This window comes from Exiguobacterium sp. s183 (assembly GCF_018617655.1).
Taxonomy (GTDB): domain Bacteria; phylum Bacillota; class Bacilli; order Exiguobacteriales; family Exiguobacteriaceae; genus Exiguobacterium; species Exiguobacterium aestuarii_A.
In genome coordinates this window covers 207,022-227,670 of the sequence record NZ_JACSKN010000003.1, presented here as the reverse complement: position 1 = coordinate 227,670, position 20,649 = coordinate 207,022, and the positions used below count along the sequence as shown (strand labels likewise).

Annotated in this window: 23 protein-coding genes; 10 read left to right on the top strand and 13 right to left on the bottom strand. The window is 49.4% G+C overall.

The window, feature by feature from the left end:
• The first annotated feature begins 73 nt into the window (after nt 1–73).
• Nucleotides 74–1,168, top strand: coding sequence for an MBL fold metallo-hydrolase (locus KNP62_RS09485; RefSeq protein ID WP_214785346.1), 1,095 nt, complete (start codon nt 74–76; stop codon nt 1,166–1,168).
• A 22-nt stretch (nt 1,169–1,190) separates the two neighbouring features.
• Here the strand turns inward: KNP62_RS09485 and KNP62_RS09480 are convergent, their stop codons facing one another.
• From KNP62_RS09480 to trhA, 3 genes are all read right to left on the bottom strand, one after another.
• The gene (locus KNP62_RS09480; RefSeq protein WP_214785345.1) at nt 1,191–2,408 is read right to left on the bottom strand and encodes an MFS transporter; all 1,218 of its coding nucleotides are present in this window, start codon (nt 2,406–2,408) and stop codon (nt 1,191–1,193) included.
• 97 nt (nt 2,409–2,505) lie between these two features.
• Complete coding sequence (locus KNP62_RS09475; protein ID WP_214697332.1) at nt 2,506–3,201, bottom strand: DsbA family oxidoreductase; 696 nt, start codon at nt 3,199–3,201, stop codon at nt 2,506–2,508.
• Between the two features lie 87 nt (nt 3,202–3,288).
• The gene (gene trhA, locus KNP62_RS09470) at nt 3,289–3,933 is read right to left on the bottom strand and encodes a PAQR family membrane homeostasis protein TrhA (protein ID WP_074032708.1); all 645 of its coding nucleotides are present in this window, start codon (nt 3,931–3,933) and stop codon (nt 3,289–3,291) included.
• A gap of 126 nt (nt 3,934–4,059) precedes the next feature.
• Between trhA and KNP62_RS09465 the strand changes: the two genes are divergently transcribed.
• Nucleotides 4,060–4,578, top strand: a complete 519-nt coding sequence (locus tag KNP62_RS09465; RefSeq protein WP_214747800.1) for a DUF1836 domain-containing protein — start codon at nt 4,060–4,062, stop codon at nt 4,576–4,578.
• A gap of 38 nt (nt 4,579–4,616) precedes the next feature.
• Here KNP62_RS09465 and KNP62_RS09460 read toward each other — a convergent pair whose 3' ends face one another.
• Nucleotides 4,617–4,889: a hypothetical protein gene (locus KNP62_RS09460; protein WP_214785344.1), complete on the bottom strand. Its 273-nt coding sequence runs from the start codon at nt 4,887–4,889 to the stop codon at nt 4,617–4,619.
• 127 nt (nt 4,890–5,016) lie between these two features.
• Between KNP62_RS09460 and tnpB the strand changes: the two genes are divergently transcribed.
• On the top strand, nt 5,017–6,105 hold the full coding sequence (tnpB, locus tag KNP62_RS09455; protein WP_214785343.1) for an IS200/IS605 family element RNA-guided endonuclease TnpB: 1,089 nt from the start codon (nt 5,017–5,019) through the stop codon (nt 6,103–6,105).
• A 222-nt stretch (nt 6,106–6,327) separates the two neighbouring features.
• Here tnpB and KNP62_RS09450 read toward each other — a convergent pair whose 3' ends face one another.
• The 3 genes from KNP62_RS09450 to KNP62_RS09440 all read right to left on the bottom strand — a co-directional run bounded on the left by KNP62_RS09450 (nt 6,328) and on the right by KNP62_RS09440 (nt 8,755).
• Nucleotides 6,328–6,942 carry a PH domain-containing protein gene (locus KNP62_RS09450; RefSeq protein WP_214785342.1) on the bottom strand — a complete coding sequence of 205 codons (615 nt, stop codon included), beginning with the start codon at nt 6,940–6,942 and terminating at the stop codon, nt 6,328–6,330.
• 12 nt (nt 6,943–6,954) lie between these two features.
• A complete protein-coding gene (locus KNP62_RS09445; RefSeq protein ID WP_214785341.1) occupies nt 6,955–7,788 on the bottom strand; it encodes an aldo/keto reductase in 834 nt (277 codons plus the stop codon).
• A 61-nt stretch (nt 7,789–7,849) separates the two neighbouring features.
• Complete coding sequence (locus KNP62_RS09440) at nt 7,850–8,755, bottom strand: MBL fold metallo-hydrolase (RefSeq protein WP_251125656.1); 906 nt, start codon at nt 8,753–8,755, stop codon at nt 7,850–7,852.
• Nucleotides 8,756–9,123: 368 nt separating this feature from the next.
• Here KNP62_RS09440 and abc-f point away from each other — a divergent pair, with 368 nt between their 5' ends.
• From abc-f to KNP62_RS09425, 3 genes are all read left to right on the top strand, one after another.
• Nucleotides 9,124–10,821, top strand: a complete 1,698-nt coding sequence (gene abc-f, locus KNP62_RS09435) for a ribosomal protection-like ABC-F family protein (protein WP_214785339.1) — start codon at nt 9,124–9,126, stop codon at nt 10,819–10,821.
• Nucleotides 10,822–10,832: 11 nt separating this feature from the next.
• Complete coding sequence (locus tag KNP62_RS09430) at nt 10,833–11,591, top strand: hypothetical protein (RefSeq protein WP_214785338.1); 759 nt, start codon at nt 10,833–10,835, stop codon at nt 11,589–11,591.
• A 108-nt stretch (nt 11,592–11,699) separates the two neighbouring features.
• The gene (locus KNP62_RS09425) at nt 11,700–12,602 is read left to right on the top strand and encodes a cation diffusion facilitator family transporter (RefSeq protein ID WP_214785337.1); all 903 of its coding nucleotides are present in this window, start codon (nt 11,700–11,702) and stop codon (nt 12,600–12,602) included.
• 35 nt (nt 12,603–12,637) lie between these two features.
• On the opposite strand, the gene KNP62_RS09420 is transcribed toward KNP62_RS09425, so the two are convergent.
• From KNP62_RS09420 to KNP62_RS09410, 3 genes are all read right to left on the bottom strand, one after another.
• Nucleotides 12,638–13,777, bottom strand: coding sequence for an alcohol dehydrogenase catalytic domain-containing protein (locus KNP62_RS09420; protein ID WP_214785336.1), 1,140 nt, complete (start codon nt 13,775–13,777; stop codon nt 12,638–12,640).
• Between the two features lie 99 nt (nt 13,778–13,876).
• A complete protein-coding gene (locus tag KNP62_RS09415; RefSeq protein WP_214785335.1) occupies nt 13,877–14,722 on the bottom strand; it encodes a metallophosphoesterase in 846 nt (281 codons plus the stop codon).
• 93 nt (nt 14,723–14,815) lie between these two features.
• On the bottom strand, nt 14,816–15,229 hold the full coding sequence (locus KNP62_RS09410; RefSeq protein WP_074032719.1) for an organic hydroperoxide resistance protein: 414 nt from the start codon (nt 15,227–15,229) through the stop codon (nt 14,816–14,818).
• A gap of 117 nt (nt 15,230–15,346) precedes the next feature.
• On the opposite strand from KNP62_RS09410, the gene KNP62_RS09405 reads away from it, so the two are divergent.
• Together KNP62_RS09405 and KNP62_RS09400 are read left to right on the top strand one after the other, a co-directional pair.
• Complete coding sequence (locus KNP62_RS09405; RefSeq protein ID WP_214695145.1) at nt 15,347–15,799, top strand: MarR family winged helix-turn-helix transcriptional regulator; 453 nt, start codon at nt 15,347–15,349, stop codon at nt 15,797–15,799.
• Nucleotides 15,800–15,812: 13 nt separating this feature from the next.
• Nucleotides 15,813–16,727: a CAP domain-containing protein gene (locus KNP62_RS09400; RefSeq protein ID WP_214785334.1), complete on the top strand. Its 915-nt coding sequence runs from the start codon at nt 15,813–15,815 to the stop codon at nt 16,725–16,727.
• 35 nt (nt 16,728–16,762) lie between these two features.
• Here the strand turns inward: KNP62_RS09400 and KNP62_RS09395 are convergent, their stop codons facing one another.
• Nucleotides 16,763–17,236 (bottom strand): glutathione peroxidase, encoded by a 474-nt coding sequence (locus KNP62_RS09395; RefSeq protein WP_074032722.1) that lies wholly within the window; start codon nt 17,234–17,236, stop codon nt 16,763–16,765.
• A gap of 162 nt (nt 17,237–17,398) precedes the next feature.
• Here KNP62_RS09395 and KNP62_RS09390 point away from each other — a divergent pair, with 162 nt between their 5' ends.
• Together KNP62_RS09390 and KNP62_RS09385 are read left to right on the top strand one after the other, a co-directional pair.
• Entirely contained in the window at nt 17,399–17,917 is a 519-nt protein-coding gene (locus tag KNP62_RS09390) for a VanZ family protein (protein WP_214785333.1), read from the top strand.
• A 294-nt stretch (nt 17,918–18,211) separates the two neighbouring features.
• Entirely contained in the window at nt 18,212–19,513 is a 1,302-nt protein-coding gene (locus tag KNP62_RS09385; protein WP_214785332.1) for a murein hydrolase activator EnvC family protein, read from the top strand.
• Between the two features lie 34 nt (nt 19,514–19,547).
• Here the strand turns inward: KNP62_RS09385 and KNP62_RS09380 are convergent, their stop codons facing one another.
• The gene (locus KNP62_RS09380; RefSeq protein WP_198929991.1) at nt 19,548–19,718 is read right to left on the bottom strand and encodes a hypothetical protein; all 171 of its coding nucleotides are present in this window, start codon (nt 19,716–19,718) and stop codon (nt 19,548–19,550) included.
• Between the two features lie 43 nt (nt 19,719–19,761).
• Nucleotides 19,762–20,607 (bottom strand): GNAT family N-acetyltransferase, encoded by an 846-nt coding sequence (locus KNP62_RS09375; RefSeq protein WP_214785331.1) that lies wholly within the window; start codon nt 20,605–20,607, stop codon nt 19,762–19,764.
• Nucleotides 20,608–20,649 lie beyond the last annotated feature (42 nt).

The window sequence follows — 20,649 nt, the reverse complement described above, 5'->3', positions numbered from 1 at the left end:
CATACTAACCGATATCAGATGAAGACATGCACGTTATAATCAATGCAACGAACTTGTAGAAAAGAGGATCTAGATGAAAAAGACGATGTTGCTCTCATTAGTCGGAATGGCGGCTGTCACCGGGACGATTCTGACACAGTACAAACCACTCGGACGAAAACCGAAATCAATTCAATCCCCGAACCAGGTCAACGGGAAATTCCGTAATCAATACGAGACACCGATGAACTTTTCCGCAGAGGACATGGTGTCGATGGCTCGTGACTATCGTGATGTGACGTCGCTTCGTAAGCCGAGTGAACGCCTTCCGATTGTGCCCATCGATTTCGAGGAGAAGACAGGTTCGAGCTTCACGAGAATTTACTGGCTCGGTCATTCGGCGCTCATGGTACAAATGGACGGGAAGACGATGCTCGTCGACCCGATGTTCGGACGCAACCCATCGCCGCTTCCGTTTGCCAAAAATGAGCGTTTCAGTGAAGATTTGCCGTTCGACCTCGAGAACTTGCCTGAAATCGATGTCGTCTTGTTGACGCATGACCATTACGACCATCTCGACTATGGGACGATCCTTGCGATTAAAGACAAGGTCGCCATGTTCATCGTGCCACTCGGTGTAGGGAGTCATTTGAAACGATGGGGTGTCGGTGCTGAGCGAATCGTGGAGAGAGATTGGAACGAGTCGTATACGTTCGGGAATTGGACGTTCGTCTGTACGCCGGCACGTCACTTCTCCGGTCGTTCTCTGACGGATCGCAACAGCACGTTATGGGCGTCATGGGTCGTCCTCGGCGAGACAGATCGTCTCTTCTTCAGCGGGGACAGCGGCTACGCGCCGCACTTCAAGATGATTGGTGAACAGTACGGACCGTTCGATTTCGCCGCACTCGAATGCGGACAATATGACGTGCGCTGGCCAGACGTCCATATGCAGCCGGAAGAGACGGCACAGGCGTTTCACGATTTACGCGCTGACCAAATGATGCCGATTCATTGGGGGGCGTTCACGCTGTCGTTCCACGATTGGTTTGACCCGGCGGAACAGATGGCGTCCCTCTTACCGAAAGAGGTCGTCCTCACTCCGAAGATTGGGGAGCGGATCACACTCGACGGTCGGAATGATACGACGACATGGTGGCGAGAGCTCGAAGACGCAAACAAGCGATGACATCGGTCATCGCTTGTTTTAATTAAGAAGAGATCTTCTCAGCAGAGTCTTCTTCAATATGCAGTTTATGTTTACGTGTATAGACGAGGAACGCTGCGGTCATCGCAATCGAACTGATTCCAAACAAGACGACCATGAGCTGAAGTCCGATCAAATCGAGGAAGAATCCTGTCACGAGAAGGACGATTTGGAAGATAATGCGGTCGAGCATGTTTCGGAACGAGAAGAAGCGCCCGTGATATTCTTTTGGCATCCGTGTCTGGAAAATCGTGACCGCCGTCGGGAAAAAGCAACCGACCGAGAAGCCGAAGAGGACGAACGCCGCAATCGACATGAACGGGATGTCCGCAAAATATAGCATCAGTTGTGCGACACCAATCAAAAACGAGAACGAGAATAAAATCGAGAACGCCGAGAATTTTTCACCAATCCGTTTGATCATGAAGGCACCTGTCATGAAGGCGAGTCCTTCCGCCGTATAAATCCATCCTTTGATCGCGGTCGAATCCTGCAACTCACTGATGTTGATGACGAGCAAGTTGAACCCTCCGATAAAGAGGAGGGGGATGAGCGTCATGACGAGCGTCATGAAGATGACCGGGATTGATTTGATGATTGGGAAGACATCTTTGAAGCCACTCGACGCCTTCGCATCGATCTTTTTCGCCGACGGTGTCTTCGATTCATCTAGCTTTAAGAAGAGCGTCGCGACCGCAAGCAACAGATAGGCGACGAGCGAAAGCGCATAGACGTTACGGAGCGAAATCAGTGTCAACAAGACACCGGCAATCGCCGTCCCGATGACACGTGATAACGTCGAAACGTTCATATGGACGCCGTTCAAGGCGAGAAGTTCCCGTTCTTTCACGATGAGCGGAATCGCTGCCTGTAGGGCAGGGAAGTAAAAAGCCGCCGACCCTTGTAAAATAATTAAAAAGACGACCATCCACACGACCGAATTCGTCTCGATGGCAACGAACATGAAGAGCACGCTGAGCGCTCGGACGATGCTTGAGATGAGCATGATGTTTTTCTTAGAGCCTTGGTCGGTGAGGCGTCCGGCGAGCGGACCGATGGCGACCCCGGCGAGTAACCCGATGGCGAGAATGACCGCCTTCACAAAGTCAGAGGGGACGCGGTCTTGCATGAATTCCAAATTGCCAATGATACCAAGCCATAAACCAAGACCGGCGACGAATTCGCCCATCAAGATGATCCAGACGTTCCGATTTTTCCACATAGATGTAGTCCTCGATTCTTATATGCTAATCACTATTATCAAGTAGTAGGGTGGAGAATACCACAAAAAAGAAGCCGAATGTCGGCTTCTTCATCAATCAAATATCACAGTTGTCGTCGGTGCACGTCGCACCGTTCGAAAGGACTTGGATTGTCGGGTTGTTCTCAGACCAGACTTTTTCGAGCACTTGCGTGAACGCTTCCGTCGGTTGAGCACCAGACACTCCGTATTTGTTGTCGAATACGAAGAACGGAACACCTGTGATGCCAAGGTCGCTTGCGCGCTTCTCTTCGGCACGAACGTCTTCCGTATACACGTCAGTCGTCAAGACGTCACGGACAGCGTCATGGTCAAGACCAACGCTTGTTGCGATTTCAAGCAGGACATCGTGGTTCCCGATATGTTTGGCATCGACAAAGTAAGCTTGAAGCAACGCTTCCGACAATTCTTTTTCTTTCCCGACCGTCTTCGCATAATGCGTCAAACGATGCGAGTCGAGCGTACCCGTGACGACCATGTTCTCAAAGTCGTAATCGAGTCCGACTTCGCGGGCTTGAGCCGCGACTTGTGCCGTCGTTCCTTTTGCTTGCTCAATCGGCATACGATATTTCGTTGCGAGTGCCTCATAAATGGTGCGTGAATCGTTCGTCGGCGCGTTCGGGTCGAGCTCGAAACTCTTGAATTCGACTTCCACTTGGTCTGCCTGTGGGAACTGTTCGAGCGCCTCTTCTAGACGACGCTTCCCGATATAACAAAACGGGCAGACATAATCTGACCATACTTCAATTTTCATCATGAATCCCTCCTGTCCTTAGTGTAGGAAATCTTGAATTCAAAGTACAGGAAACGGCTCACAAAAAAAGTCCTCCACGAGGAGGACTTAAAAGACGTACCAGAAGACGCAGACGAAGTGGGCAAAGCTTCCGAACAAAATGAACAAATGGAACACTTCATGGAATCCCCATCCCCGCCAATTGACGAATTTTGGCTTGAACCCGTAGATGAGCCCACCAATCGTATACATGACGCCCCCGAGGACGAGCCAGAAGATGCCGGCGTTACCAATCACGTCATGGAGCGGTCCGATAAAGAAGACGGACAGCCAGCCCATCCCGATGTAGAGCGCGGTCGATAAGAAACGTGGGGCATGGAACCAGACGAGTTTGAAGACGATGCCGAACAAGGCGAGTGCGTGTACGGTACCGAAGAGGACCCAGCGTGTCGGTCCCTCGAGCGCGAGTAGCGTGAGCGGCGCATATGTACCCGCAATCAATGCGTAAATCATCGCATGGTCGATTCTCCGGAAGAAGGCGATGACGTTCGGTGAGGCGATGATGCTATGGTAAAGACCTGACGATAAGTAAAGAAAGACGAGGCTGATCCCGAATAAAATCGCAGCCATAATCGCAAGGGGCGAGCCGAGTAGTGAAGCTTTGACGACCATCGCAATCAGCGCAATGAAAGCGAGTACCGCGCCAGCGAGATGCGTTAGCGCGTTGATCGGTTCACGGAAAATCGAATTCATGTAAAACACTCCTTATCACATCATGTAGTATCGATAACTACATGATATACTGAAGAGGAACAAACAGCAAGGTGTACCTTTCGACAAATGAGAGTTTTCTTTATACTTGAAGGTGAGGTGAGACGGATGAAAGCGAAGAATATTACCGAAACGGAAGGGACGCTCCCGAGGGACGTATTGCCGACTGTCGATTTATACATGGACCAGGTCATCCAATTGTTCGAGCAACATTATGGGAAGATGAAGCGGGACGAGGATGAGACGATTTTGACGAAGACGATGATCAACAACTACGCCAAGGGCAAGTTGTTCCATCCTGTCAAAAATAAAAAGTATACGAACGAACATCTGATGTTACTCAGTTTGATCTATGAGATGAAAGGTCTCCTGTCAATCAATGACATCAAAGAGACGCTCCGACCGTTGAACGAGTCAGACGAGACGTTCTCACTCGAGGACTTTTATGAAGCGTATCAAACGCAAAAAGTGAAGAATTTAGAAGCGTTTGAAACTCAGGCGGACACGCTGTTACATGCATCGGTCGAAAAAGAGAACGGTGTGCAGCGAACGCTCGCCATTGCATCTGCCGTGCACATGAGCCACTTGTATCAACGATTGGCCGAGCAGTTGATTGATGAGGAATAAAATGTCCCCCAGACCTTCAATAGCGTCTGGGGGACATTTTATTTGGACCGTTCTTGTTCCATACGTTCGCCTTTAGCATAGATCTTCATCACCATGAGTGGTGCGCTATAGCTGATGAACACAAGAAACACGAGGACCCATATTAGTTGTGGATGATCTAGGATGCGATTATACAAAAAGATCAAGCCTGACATGACAGTAACATGGACGAACGGATGAATCTGTTTAACTAAATCAGGCGAGAATTCTCCCTCCTCTAAGCGTCTCGGGGCGTAGCCCGGCGTAGGTGGGAGATGAATCGCCCGGTCCAACAGTTTGCTCTCCCTGTGACAGATGTAGCGAACAAAAGTTCGTCATTCCGTCAGATTCTCCCTCCCCCTCCGCGGGTATCGGATGAGGAAGATGATTCACAATCTTCTGGAGGGAGGAGGGACGGACATGCTGAAAGGCTACACATACAGGCTCCACCCGACGCCGGCACAGGTCGAGTTCCTCATCAAGACGATCGGCTGCGCCCGGTTCATCTACAACAAGCTGCTCGAGGACCGCATCGCCATCCGCGAGGAGGCGAAGGCGGGGAGCGGAACGAGACGGAAACCGGCGACACCCGCCTCCTACAAGCCCCTGTTCCCGTTCCTCGCCGAGGCGGACAGCCTCGCGCTCGCGAACGCGAAACTGAACCTCGACACCGCGTTCGCGAAGTTCTTCGCCGGGACGGCCGGCTTCCCGAACTTCAAATCGAGACGGCGGTCGCGCGCCTCCTACACGACGAACAACCAGCATGGCACGATCCGCATCGAGGCGGGCAAGGTCCGTCTGCTAAAGGTCGGGTTCGTGCGGTTCAGCCAACATCGCCCGTTCGAGGGCGTCATCCGTTCAGCGACGGTCTCGATGACCAAGACAGGCAAGTTCTTCATCTCCATCCTCGTCGAACAGGACGATGCACCATGGATCCCAGCCAAGAACAAGGTCGGGATCGATCTCGGCCTAAAACATTTCGCCGTCATGACGAACGACGCGATGGTCTCGGAGAAGATCGACAACCCTCGCTTCCTCCGACAATCCGAAGCGAAGGTCAACAAGGCGCAACGGGCGCTGTCGCGAAAGAAGATCGGGAGCAAGAATCGTGAAAAAGCCAAATTACTTCTGGCCAAGAAACACGAAAAGATTGCCAACCAACGCAAGGACTTCCTTCACAAGCTGTCGAGACGGATCGTTGACGAGAACCAAGTCATCGTCGTGGAGACATTGAAGTCGAAGGACATGATGCAAAACCATAAGCTCGCCAAGTCCATCGGGGACGTCAGTTGGTACGAGTTCGTCCGTCAACTCGAATACAAATCAAACTTCTACGGACGGACGCTCATCAAGGCGGATCAATGGTTCGCATCGACGCAGATCTGTTCTTCTTGTGGCGAGAAAGGTCAGAGGCAGACGATGAATGTCCGTGAATGGACGTGTGCCTGTGGCGCGCATCATGACCGTGACATCAACGCGAGCCTCAACCTATTGAGGCTGGCCGACTGACAATCCTTCAGGGCAGGGACTGCCCGACGAGCTTGGTCAACAACCGTGGCTAGTAAAAGTACGGTCTTCCCAAGAAGCTCCCCTTCAATTTGCGAAGCAAATAAGTGGCGAGTAGTTCACATAAGAGTTGAAGTGCGCTGCTTACGAATACAGTGAATAGCACAAACATGAACAATCCAAACAGAATCAAGATCCACATAAGGTCCATCTGGTCACCATCCATCAGTTATTGATGTACTTCTCGTATACCGCTCCGAAGTCTTTACGGTTCCATTCATGATAGTGACGTTGTAGCCAATCGAACGATTGCTCGTTCAATTCCTTGAACGTGTTCGGTACGTTCATGTCGCCTTCGCGGAGCCCGCTCAAAATCGACACCGAGTGTGTGAGCGACGTGTTCGCATACTCCATCATACGACGACCTTCCCGTTGAATCTCCTCGATTGCGAGAAGTGCCTTATACAAATCTTTCACATGTTCGATTTGCTTTTTGTTGATATCAATCGAGTAAGGTTTGTCGCCGATTGTGAATTTGACTTCGACATCGAGGTCGACCGTACCCGCCGTCTCAAACATGACATGCTTGATCGGATAATGGGCATACGGATAACGATAGAGGACGCGTTTCGAACTGATGGCGCTCGTTCCATCAAGGTGGATCATCGACAAGTTGGTGAAACAATACTCATCTGATTTTGACTTGATCAAGAAATAAATCTTTTCATTGTCCTCGTGAAGGACGTAATCATCCGCATCTGCCTTATCGAAGTCGGACGGATCGATCACCTCACCGATGTCGCTGAAGCCAGTCAAATCAGAAGCCAGTTTTTTGAACATGTCATTCACTCCTTAGTAATGGATTTTATGCATTTCTTTCGGGTCGGAGCCGGTCCGCTCATCACGGTTGAGCGCATCGATGGCCGCCATCTCTTCTTTCGTCAACGTGAAGTCGAATACCTGTATATTCTCTTTGATTCGACTCGGTGTCACCGATTTCGGGATGACGGCGACCCCGTTTTGTAAGTGCCAGCGCAAGATGACTTGAGCCGGTGACTTGCCGTGACGGTTCGCAATTTCGACAATCGTGTCGTCTTCGAGCGCTTCGCGTCCTTTCATGAGTGGACTCCATGCCTGAATCTGAATGTCATATCGTTTGCAGAAAGCAATCAATTCCTTTTGAGACAAATACGGATGGATCTCGACTTGGTTCACGGCCGGGACGATTGAGCACGACTGAATGATTTGTTCTAAATGCTCGACTTCAAAGTTCGAGACGCCGATTGCGCGGACACGTCCTTCTTCGTATAACTGTTCGAGTGCCTTATACGTTTCGACGAACTTCCCGAAACGGGGCATCGGCCAGTGGATGAGGAACAAATCGACATACTCAAGACCGAGTCGGTCAAGACTATCCTGAAACGCTTGGAGCGCCTCATCGAATCCGTGGAACTCATTCCAAAGCTTCGTCGTCACAAACACATCCTCCCGAGAAATGCCTGCTTCACGAAGCGCTTGCCCGACACTTTCTTCGTTTTGATAAATCGCGGCTGTATCAATTAAACGATAATCCGCTTCGAGCGCAGCTTTGACCGTATCGACCGTCACTGCGCCGTCTTCCACCTTATACACACCGAGCCCGAGCATCGGCATCTTGACGTCATTATTCAACGTCGTCCATTCCATAACAAATCCCTCCCTCTCGTCTTTAACGTTACCGAAAATTTGGATGAAGGGAAAGGAAAAACTACAGGCGGATGCTTTCCCCATGTGATTTGATCACAATTTGGTCACGGTCCAGTTTTGCGGCCGCGACGAGACGGTGATACGGCTCCTCGACCGGCTCATAAGAGAGGACGAACGTGTCCCAATGCATCGGGAAGAAGCGTTTCGCCCCGCTCTCTTTGTACATCATCCAAGCCTGTTCGGGGGTACAGTGCGCCTCTTGGAACGAGTCCGGTTGATAAGCGCCGATTGGGAAGAACGCGAGGTCAATCGGTTCACGGTCGGCGAGCCCTTTGAAGGAGTCGGTGTATGCCGTGTCTCCCGCAAACAGCATTCGGATCCCTTTGTATTTTAATAGATAGCCGTTATAGCCCATATGTTTGTCCCATGGGAAACGGTTGCCCCAATGTTTGACAGGGATGGCCCGGACATCAAGCCCGTTCGCCAAGGTCACTTTGTCATGCGGATGTAGCTCGAGCGTCTGCAGACTCAGGTATCGACGGAGCAGGCGACTCGTCCCTGGAGCGGAGACGACGATCGTCTCGCGGGTGATGAGTCGTTTTAAACTTTTATGGTCAAAGTGGTCCATATGGGCGTGACTGAGCAAGATGACGTCAACCGGTCCGACATCCTCGATGGAGAGGGCGGGGGCCGTGTGACGTTTCATGCCGATTGTCAGTGGTCCTAAATGGACACCGATTCGTTTGGAGAAGACGGGGTCCGTCAAAATTTTGAGTCCATACCAATGGATGAGGACGGTCGAATGCCCAATCCACGTCGCTTGCACATGCGTCTCATCGATGGTTGTCAGTTCTGGACGTTCCGGCCATTTAAAACGTGGGCGGGGGAGCCGTCGTTTGAATCGTGTATAAAGAAACGTTCCGACGCTCGCCAAGACGGCACTCGGAACGAGGATGCGTCGACGCATCATGCCTCACCTCACTGTTCGAATATACTGTCATCATAACGCGGGGAAGCGTACATCGCATCCGCCTAAAGGAGTAGAAAAAATGGGAGATTGTGGGGTGCGCTCTTGCGAATCCGCTTTCAATTTGATAAGGTGGCAGTAACTTAGGAAAGAGAGGTACACCGTGCCATGAAAAAAACACGTTCACTCCAACGATGAGACGAATCATCACTGTTCGCTTGAACAGTCACGGGTGAAGTGTGTCCATTTTTCAAGTGCGGGAAGCGTCCTCTTTTCCTCTTTGAACGGATTCCTTCACACCATCGCCTTTTGAGCGGATGGTGTTTTTTGTTTCATCGCGTATCGGAAAAATGAGCGAGGTGAAACAGATGTTAGCTATGAAACAAGTCCGGTTCGATTACGACCGGAAACCATTATTTGAAGCGGTCTCGTTTGAGGTCGTAGCCGGAGAACGCGCTGTGTTATTCGGGTTGAATGGAAGTGGGAAGACGACACTCTTCCGACTCGTGATAGGGGAATTGACGCCACAAGCCGGGGCGATCGAATGTCAAGGTGAAGTTGGGCTCGTCCGACAGACGATTGAATCCGAAGATATGTCACTACTCGAGTGGGTGATGCGGAGCGAACCTGAACGGTACGCCCTCTACGAAGAGGTGTCGTCTGGTGATGAGATGCGAGTCATGCGTTCCTATGAACGAGCGCTCGCACTCGATGTGTATAACTTGGAGCAAGAGGCAATCAAAGCGTTGACCCGACTCGGGTTGGACGGTCAACTTGACCAAAACATCAACGATTTGAGCGGGGGAGAGAAGACACGGGCACAACTCTCAACGTTGACGATGAAGCGGGTCGACGTCGTCCTACTCGACGAGCCGACGAACCATCTGGATGTCGAGTCGATTGACTGGCTCACGAAATGGCTGAATCGATTCGACGGAACGGTGCTGATCATCTCCCACGACCGTCAATTGATGGATGATGTCGCGACGGTCATCCTCGAACTGTCGGATGGGGAAGTCACCAGATATCCGGGGAACTATACGGCGTATCGACGTCAAAAAGAGGACGAACGCCTGCGTGACGAGCGAGCCCATGCCCGCTACGTGAGCCGCAAAACAGAATTGCTCGATATGATTGCCCAATACAAAGGCTGGCACTTGAAGGCGAAAGCGACAGCCAGTGTCCGCAGTCCGGGTGCGCAAAAAGGAGCGGCCAATCTCGCTGTCAAAATGAAGGCAAGGGAACAGAAGTTAAAACAGCTAGAAGATAACCGTCCACGAAAGCCGAAAGAAGAGAAGACCATCTCCGTCCAATTTGCGGCAGATGAGCTCGAAGCGAAGACATGGCTGACGTGTGAAGAGGTGACGTTTGGATACCACGAACCGTTCTATGAACCGATTTCCTTCTCGATTCAAAAAGGAGAACGTCTCTCCATCATCGGACCGAACGGAAGCGGAAAGACGACGTTGTTGAATGTACTGATTGGTGAAAGAACGCCGCTTTCTGGTGTGATCAAGCGGCATCCTCGTCTGAAGATTGGGTATTTCTCGCAAACGCTCGAACGTTTACCGAAGACGGGGACACTGCTCGATGCGTTACTTGCCCAGAGTGACATCGGAGAGACAGAGGCTCGGACACTGCTCGCTCACTTTTTGTTCCGTCGGGATGAGGTGCATCGACCGATCAATGAGGCGAGTATGGGCGAGAAGTGTCGGATTGCCTTCTTGATTCTCTATTTCTCCGATGCGCATCTGTTGGCACTCGACGAACCGACGAACTATTTAGATGTGGCGACACGGGAACAAATCGAGACGGCGTTGTCCGTGTACCCGGGTGGATTGCTTCTCATTACGCATGACCGTTATTTTCATCGTTTGACCTCGCGGACGATCGAGCTCGGTAAAACGATTCGTATTCGTGAGAATATGGAGAACGATGAACCCGTCGATGTCGAGCAGATGATGCAAACGATGGACGAATTGACAAAACACGACTTGAAATTTTTTGATGAGGCAGGAAACCTCCTACCATTTGACGAAACGAGTGGAATGAATCGAATCGAGTAGGAGTGAAGAACATGAATGGAGGAAGATTGTCGCGCGCAACGACACGAAAGCGTAAACGAGTGTTCCGGGTGACGACGACGGTAGCCTTGGTCCTCGCTTTAGTCGGGATCATCGCGTTCGCGGCACTGATCGACAAAAAAGAAAAGTCTGCTTTACCGAAATCAGATGAGATTGCGACCGAGATGGTCGATTCCGAGTCGGAACAGCCGACCGATACCAAAACCGAGTCTGCAGATACAATCTATATCGGGCAACCGTATACGAAAGTCTATGCAGATGACCGTGTCGCAGTCGTCTATGAGGCCGACCTCGGTGATCGTTTCGAACGTTTGGAGACGGTCAGTGGCTTCGTGAAAGTACAGTTGAATGAGCGTATGACGGGGTGGGTCACGGAAGAAAGTGTGACGACGGAAGCACCGGCCTTGTCGGACGATGACGTGATTGCCGCATGGCAACAAGTCGTCCCGAGCGCTTCGGAGACCGTCCTTGATTGGATTGGCAAAGATGTGGCGACCGTGCGCGCCGAACTCGGTAGCCCGACTGCCGTTCAGCGTGACCAAGTGAACGAATATCATTTCTATGATGGATTCTTCTTGATGGTACGGGACCAAAAAGTGCGTGCCATCGATTGGGACCGTCAGGCAGTCGCGACGCCTGATGTGACACCAACGAACGAACAAGCAACTGGGATTTGGTACGAAGGGGAGACGGTTCAGTTGAAGTTGTTCCCATACAGCGGTGTGATGCGCGTGCGTCTCGAGCACAAGTGAGACAAGACGGGAGAGAAATCTCCCGTTTTTTATGATGTTTCATTCAAATGTACGTTTGAATGTTTAGGGAAAATGGAATAAGATAAGAAGTAGAAGGAGGCGTCAGTTATGGGACATCATCATGATCACGACCATCACCATCATCATTCCACGAATCAGCGTGCGCTGTTCCTCGCTTTTCTGTTGATTGCGACGTTCATGGTCGTCGAGGTCATCGGCGGACTATGGACGAACAGTTTGGCACTCTTATCCGATGCGGGTCATATGCTCGGAGATGCAGCAGCTTTAGGACTCAGTTTCCTAGCCGTTCGATTCGGGGCGAAGGCGGCGACACCGAACCGTACGTTTGGATATCGACGCTTTGAAATTTTAGCGGCATTCATTAACGGGCTGACCTTACTCGTCATCTCGATTTATATCTTATTCGAGGCATATCAGCGATTGAGTGCTCCACCAGAAATTTTGAGTGGGGGAATGCTCGTGGTCGCCATCATTGGACTACTCGTCAATATCCTCGCCGCTTGGATTTTGATGCGCGGAGAGAAAGATAATTTGAACGTGAAGAGTGCGTTGCTTCACGTGTTCGGAGACTTACTCGGATCGGTCGGTGCCATCACGGCAGCACTCTTGATTATGTTGTTCGGATGGACGTGGGCGGACCCGGTCGCGAGTGCGTTTGTCGCCATTCTCATCTTGATTAGCGGTTATCGCGTGACGCGCGATGCGATTCACATCCTGATGGAAGGGTCACCGGAACAAATCGATGTCCGGGCGATGCAAGCAGAGATTGCCACAGTCGAAGGGGTGAAAGAAGTACACGACCTGCATGTCTGGTCAATCTCATCGAGTGAGCATGCGGCGACGTGCCATGTGTTGATCGGAGAAGACACGGACGACCAGGTCGTGTTACGTCAAGTGACGGAACGGATTCGTAAATATGGGACGTTCGAGCGCTCAACGGTGCAAGTCGAACGTGAGCGACAATGTTGCGAGGAACGAATCATTTGGTAAAAAAAGTGGTGTCAGTTTTCACTGACACCACTTTTTTATGGTTTCAAGACCACCTTAACGCAGTCATCTAAATGTTCGTTAAATAAGTGATAGGCGTTAGCGGCTTCCTCAAGGGAGAGGCGATGCGTAATGATGTCGGTCGGATCAAACTTTTTATCCACAATCATCTGAAACAGCTCGGGCATGTAGTGAATCACAGGTGCTTGACCAGTTTTTAAAGTGACGTTACGAGTGAAAAAGTCCCCCATCGGAAATTGGTTATAATTCATTGGGTAAACGCCCGTGAGTTGGACGACCCCGAATTTACGAACAGCTTCTTTCGCTACTTTGATTGCGCTAAGTGTTCCACCTTGAATCATAAGTTTTTGTTCTATTTTTTCAATAGGAGATTTTTTTCCGTCAATTCCCACACAGTCGACAACTACATCTGCTCCGCCACCAGTTATTTCATAAATATATTTCCCTGTTTCCGTCGGGTTTTTTAAGAGAACCGTTTCTACTTTGTTTGAGAGTTTGGCCCGATTTAATCGATAAAGTTCAGGGTCCACAGCAATAACCCGCTTGGCACCACGTACCCAGGCCAATTTTTGTGTCATTAACCCGACAGGACCGGAACCAAGGACGACCACAGTGTCACCTGCTTTCATACCGGCATTATCTAGACTCCACCAAGCGGTAGGAATTACGTCAGATAAAAAGAGAAGCGCTTCATCTTCAAGTTCACACGATTCAGGAATAACAAGTGGCATAAAATTGCCGTAAGGAACCTTTAAAAATTCTGCTTGTCCGCCAGGGTGATCACCGAATTGCTCAGTATATCCGAACAGGCCACCAGCATCTGTATGTGGAGCGTGATTAGAATTATCGCACTGGCTCTCCATCTCATTCGTACAATAAAAACAGTGACCACAAGATACGTTAAATGGAAGTACGACTCGATCGCCTTTTTTGACCTTTGTTACATCAGGTCCGGTTTCTTCGACAATCCCCATCGGTTCATGACCTATGATGAATCCGTGGCGAGTAGGCATATTCCCTTGGTAGATATGAAGGTCTGATCCACAAATAGCCGTAGAAGTAATCTTTACAATAATTTCTTCACGGTTTTCGATCTCAGGATCTTTCACATCTTTTACTTGAATCTTCTTAGCTCCTTGATATGTTACGGCGCGCATATTTAACATCTCCTTCTTTTACAAAGACGGGTTGATGACAACAAAGTGTCTTTACCCTTCTTTAAAAAAAGTGAAGCAATATGCAAAAAATTCTAGGACTTATTTTTTTCCGTGCACATCAATTACCACAATCTCTGGTGGGTTGTAGATGCGAGGCACGTTAAAGCTATAATTGAATCCCCGTCCGATCACGTGGGTGAACGTTTCGTGTTCATAAAGACCGCCCGCGTATTTCGGGAAAAATCCTTGGTCAGGGGCGAATAAACCGTTCAATAAATATGGGATCCTCACTTGTCCGCCGTGGGCATGACCGGACAAGACGAGGTCGAACGGTAAGTCGGCATACGTGTCGACCATTTCGGCTCGATGGGAAAGGAGCAGGTTGAACGTGTTGGTTGAATCAAAATCTTGCATTGCTGTCGTGACGTCCGTTTCCCAACTTCCGTAAATATTTTCGGCATACGTTCGTAACGGATCTTCTAATCCACCGATGACGAGTTCGATTCCATTGACGGTGATCGGTTCCCATTCGTTTTCGAGAACGGTCACGCCAAGAGAACGGAATACGTTTTTGGCATCATGACGAATGTAGTCGTCAGAGTCATCGATTTCGTGGTTGCCGGTCACGAAATACATCGGCGCAATCCCGGCGAGTCCTTCGACGAGTTCGAAAGCAGGTTCGGGGGAACGATAGCGATCAATCAGGTCACCAGGCATGACGATCAGGTCCGGTTTTTGCGCACGGACTTGATCGATTAAAATCGATTGTTTATAGCCGTACGAGGCGCTATGTAGATCAGAAAGGAGCACGATGCGAAGCGATTCGTCAGCAGACAGCTTTTCAGATATCACCTCATACGTTTGGACGGTCAGCCCATTATACGTCGCCGTGAACAGCAAGAAACCGAGTGCGATCAACACAAAAGTTGATTTACGTTTTTTCATCAGTGCTCCCTCCTTTCTTAATTGTGTCTCTATCTTACTCCGATAGGCAGGGTTAAGCAAAAAAATCCCGCTCCTGAAGAGCGGGATGGATGATTATGCTGCTTTGGCTGTCAATTTCACATCGACATTGCCGCGCGTCGCTTTTGAATAAGGGCACACTTGGTGTGCTTCTTCAACGAGGCGTTCTGCTGTCGCTTGGTCGACACCTTTGATTTCGACTTCAAGCTCGACTGAAATGAAGAACCCTTCATCGTTTTGGTTCAATGTGACATGACCTGTGACGCTCGATCCGTCTGTTTTCACACGTTCTTTCCCGATGATGAGGTTGAGAGCACTACCGAAGCAAGCCGCATATCCCGCTGCGAAAAGTTGTTCTGGGTTTGTCGCACCGTCGACGTGTTTCGCGCCTGGCATTGAGACGTCCATGTCAATGACACCGTCTGTCGATTTCACATGACCTTCGCGGCCACCGATTGCAGTTGCTGATGCTGTGAATAGTGATTTCATGATTCAATTCCTCCATTTCATTTTAAACAATTAAGTTGTGCACAATTTAAATTATAGAGCAGTCAAAAAGTTTCGCAAGTGATATGCTTGGCTAAAGAAGAGTACGGAGGATTACGTATGGAACAAACTTTAAAACTCGAACACCAAATATGTTTTCAATTGTATACCGCTTCAAAAGAGCTTACCCGTTTATATCGCCCAATTTTAGAACCGCTAAACCTGACATATAGTCAGTATCTGGTCATGCTCGTCTTATGGGAAGAGGATGGCATCGATTTGCGTCAGCTCGGAATGAGGCTGACACTCGACTCGGGCACGTTGTCCCCCCTCGTGAAACGATTGATTCAAATCGGATATGTCGAAAAGAGTCGTGCGACAGACGATGAGCGAAAAGTCATCGTCCGTTTGACCGATCGTGGCAGCGCGTTGCGTGAGCAGGCAGCAGATGTGCCGTTACAAGTCAGTGGTATGCTAAATATAGACGAAGCGACATATGTCGCATACATGGGGATGCTCACCGATATCAAGGAGAGACTTCACGATTTCGGGGAGCGTCAGCGCGAGCAGTAAGGAAGGAGGAGCCATGTTTCGAAAATTGATCATCCTCTTGATAGGGATTGGATTGTATATGGCTTGGCAATATGAAATGCCGAACGTCTCTGCCCCGACGAGCATTCAGGTCGAGTCTGAGGTGGCGACGGAACGTGCGACGGATGCACCGAAGTTTACGAGCCAATATGCCGGGCATGATTGGTACCTGGTCGAACGTGGCGGAGATCGTGGCCTTGAACTCATTGACGAGGACGGCGCCAAAAAGGGGTTTTATCAGTTCGAGACAGGAAGCACGTATCGCGGTCTCGTGCTTGATGAGACGACACGTGACCAAGTCGAGGAAATCGGCTTTGAGAAAGTGACGTCCTACAACAAAGGATTGAATCGCTACCTGATCCCGGACGATCCATCCTTTTCGGTGTTTGCGATTGATGGACAATATGTCACGCTCTTCTTCGACCAACATGACGACGACCGCTTGAAAGGAGTCTTGTCGGTTGACCGCCGAGTGGAAGAGGCGAGTGACGGTTACTACGGTGACATTTCTGCGGAAGGGACCGTCGCGAACGAACAGTTGATGCGAATCCTGATGAACTGGGACCGTGAAAAATATGAGTTGAGTGCGCTCGCTGATTATGAGCCACTCTATCCGGTCGTTCGGGCGCACAGTCAGAACATGGCGGAGAACGACTTCTTCAGTCATACGGACCCGGAAGGACGCGACCCGTTTGACCGGATGGATGAAGCGGGACTGTCGTACTCGATGGCCGGAGAGAATTTGGCCATGGGGCAGATGAGCGTGTTCCATGCGCATTGGGGGCTGATGAATTCGAAGGGGCATCGTGAGAACATCATGCAACCTCGATTCAGTCATGCTGCCGTCGGGCTCGCCTATAATGATGAAAACAGTCCGTTCTATACGATCAACTTCATTACCCCTAGATAAAAGGATGACTCCACCTCGGAGCCATCCTTTTTGTGTTAGATGAGTTTTTTGACCGCATCCTCAATCTCGGCCGGTGTCGTCTGTGGCGAGAAGCGTTCGACGACGTTTCCATCACGGTCGACTAAGAACTTTGTGAAGTTCCATTTGATTGTTTTCGATCCGAGCAGTCCAGGTGCTTCTTTTGAGAGATACGTAAAGAGTGGGTGCGCATCTTTTCCGTTCACATCGACTTTCGCAAACATCGGGAACGATACGCCATAGTTAAGTTGACAGAACTCTTGAATCTCTTCATTTGAGCCCGGGTCTTGATGTCCGAACTGGTTGCAAGGGAAACCTAAAATCTGAAGACCTTGCCCCTTATACGAGTTGTATAGCGACTCGAGACCTTCGAGCTGTGGCGTGAATCCACACTTACTCGCTGTATTGACGATGAGTAAGACGTCTCCCTTATATGTAGCTAACGGTTGTAACTGACCTTTCATGTCCAATGCTTCAAAATCATAAATCATATTGAATCCCCCTTTTTTCTGTAGTATACCAAGAGAAATCCGCTATCTCGACTTTGAACGCGTTGCGTGCAATCAAATTGTTATAAAATCATGATGTCGCTGTTACATATTTCGTGAAGTACAATCCGTATAATGAAACTCGTTGTAGAAAGGAACGGTGTTATGCGACTTTTAAAAAATGAATTTATATGGATCGCGCTCATTTTGATTGGATTATTCTTCTCGAGTGCAACACCTTACTCAGATCAGTCGATCGTTTCACCACTCGAGCGATTCGATTGGAGCTGGATTGAGCCGACGTTAGCGAACGTCGAGTTTGACTATGCAGGAAAAGAAGTGTCACTCGACACGTTAGGGACAGTCGGGCTTATCGAGTTCTTGATGCGGAAAACGGCACATTTCGTCACCTTTTTCGCTCTTGGCGCCTTGTTCGTCAAGGCGATTTCGAGAACGAGCCTTCATGCCGGGCTGAATCTATTGTTCGCTTGGACGCTCGCCAATACGGTCGCCATCTTTGATGAGTATCATCAGAGTTTGACACCGGAGCGGACGCCGTTACTGCAAGATGTCCTATTGGACAGCAGTGGGGCAATTGCTGGAGTGGTGCTCATCGGTGGCTTCTTAATACTTCGTTCAAAACGAAAACGAGGGAAACGAGCCGGATATGTGGCATTAAGGTAGTCAAAAAATGATATAGGTTGTTATGTGAAAAGCGCTTTCTTAAAGTGCTTTTCTTATTTTAAAAACTATTTTGTGACAACAAACCAAATAAAATATTGTCTATACCCACGTTTTTTAAGGGATAAAACCTAAATTAGGTCAATGTCATACGAATGAAATATAAGTGTAAAATAACTTTTGGTTTAGATTGCTATAATGAGTCACAGAGCGAATGAAATATCGCAACATATCTTATAGAAAATACTTGAACGATTATAGATAAAAAATACACAGGAATCAGCGGAGGGAAGCACATTGGGTAACTTGAAGAAATTTGCAGCCACAGTCACTCTAGGCGCACTCTTGATCGGCGGAACGTCACCGACTTATGCAGCCTCACTTACAGAGAAGCAGAAGAAAGTACAAGAACAACGACAAAAGAATAGCAGCGAGCAGTCGAAAGCAAACTCTTCGATTCAATCACGTGAACAAGCCATCAGCAAAGAGCAACAAGAGATCAACAAGTTAGATGCTGAACTCCAAGACGTCATCAACGATGTCGCTCAGAAAAAAGCTGAGATCCGTGCAACTGAAGAAAAAATTCAAAAGCTTCAAGAGCAAATCAAAAAATACGAAGCAAAAATGAAAGCACAAGAAGAACTCATGAAAGACCGCATGGCGACGATGCAAAAGAACGGTGGCTCGTCAGTCAACTGGGCTGAGTTCATCTTCGGTTCAAAAGACTTCGGTGACTTGATCACACGTATGATCACAGCTGGTACGATTCAAGAGAACGACCAACAGATCTTCGAAGAATATGAAGCAACGAAAGAAAAACTTGCAAAAGCGCAAGCTGAATTAAAAGCAGAACGCGATTCACTCGTAAAGCAAAAAGAAGAGCTTGAAAAACGCCAAAAAGAGCTCGATCAAAAAATGAAAGAGCGTGCAGCGAAAATCAAGAAACTCGAAGCTGAAAAAGTGAAGTTCGAATCAAAACTCATGAGTCTACAAGAAATGGAAGATACGCTCAAAGCTCAAGAACAAGCGATTCAAGCAGAAATCGAAGCACAACGTCGTGCTGAAGAAGAAGCACGTCGTGCAGCGGCAGAAGCAGCAGCTGCTAAGAAGAAACAAAGTGCAAGCTCAAGCAACAGTGGTTCTAGCGCTTCAGCGTCAACACCTGTAGCGTCTGCACCAGCGAGCGGTGGGATGTTCCAACGTCCAGCAAGCGGTCGCCTCTCACAAGGATGGGGCGCAGCGAGCGGTGCGAACGGATACTCGTTCCATAACGGTCTTGATATCGCAGGTCCAGTTGGTACACCGATCTATGCAGCACAAACTGGTACGGTCCTTCGTGCAGGTTGGGGTGGCGCATACGGAAACCACGTCATGATCGCACACGTCATCAACGGACAAGTGTGGACGACAGTATACGCACACATGAGCTCGGTCTCAGTTAAAGCGGGTCAACGCGTGTCACAAGGTCAAAACCTTGGCGGCATGGGTAGCACAGGGAACTCGACAGGTTCACACCTTCACTTCGAGATTCACCGTGGCGGCTACTCGTACTCTTCATCGAGCGCGGGAAGCACAGTCAACCCAGCATCATTCTTCTAATCAACACAAATATAGTGATCGACGAACGCGTCGATCACTTTTTTGTTGTCTGATACACGATAAACGTCAAGAGTGCGGCACCGATGACACTGAGCCATAGCGTATCGATGTTCGGGTCATCAAGGACGCTCTGTCCACCGACGATTAACATATAAAGAAGGAGTGCCACGCCAAGTGCACGTAAAACAATTCGGAATCTAGCCATGAAAAATCGCCTCCACCTAATAGTATAGGGGAGGCGATTCGTTTCATCTAGCGAGTCGGACCCAGGCAGAGTCCATGATCTGTTCGTACCCGACTTCTTGATAGATTTTGTTTGAAGTCGGGTTCGTCAAGTCCGTATAGAGGACACAGAACGATTTCGTCTCAAGTAACTGGCGGCTAAGGTCTGCAACGAGACTCCGCGCGTAACCTCTACCACGTGCGTCAGGTGACGTATAGACGAAAGAGACGGTGATGCCGTTCTCGGTCGGACGTGCGCGTTTCGCACACGAGACGACCTGTTCGTCGACTTCCCAAAAGACGGCTTCTTCCCTGTCAAGCATCGTCTGCACAGCTTTCGTCACTTTCTCAGGAGGTGAAGAGCGAAGTCCTGACTCGGCTTCAAAGGCACTATACCAAGCTTCGAGTTGTGCTTGATCGGCTGTTGTCGCTTTTCGCATGTGGCCTTTCGCCATCTCGATGTCTTCCACTTCGTCGAGTCGATAAAGACCTTGTGACATGAACATCTCACTCGTCCCAGATGTGATTTCTTGCCACGCTTTCCCGAACCGTTCGGCTTGAGCACGTTCTGAGACCACCTCGGTGAACGGGATCTCGTTTTCGAGAAGGTGCGGGATGATGAAAGCGGGGAGTTTTTCCACTTGTTCCGAGTCCACGACGATGTAATGGAGCGGATGGGGCGGTGTCACTTGAAGGATGGCGAGGAGTTTACCATTCTCTTCGACGGTAAATTGATGAAACGCCTCATAAACGCCTTGAATCACGTTATTCAAAACGCCGATCATTAAGCTGTTCTTGGCTTCTTCTTTTAACAATGCGTCCATGACGCGGTCAGCGAAGTGATTCGGGTCTTTCCATTCAATCCATTCCATATGTATCTCTCCTATTCGATGTAGACAAAAACGGACAAACCT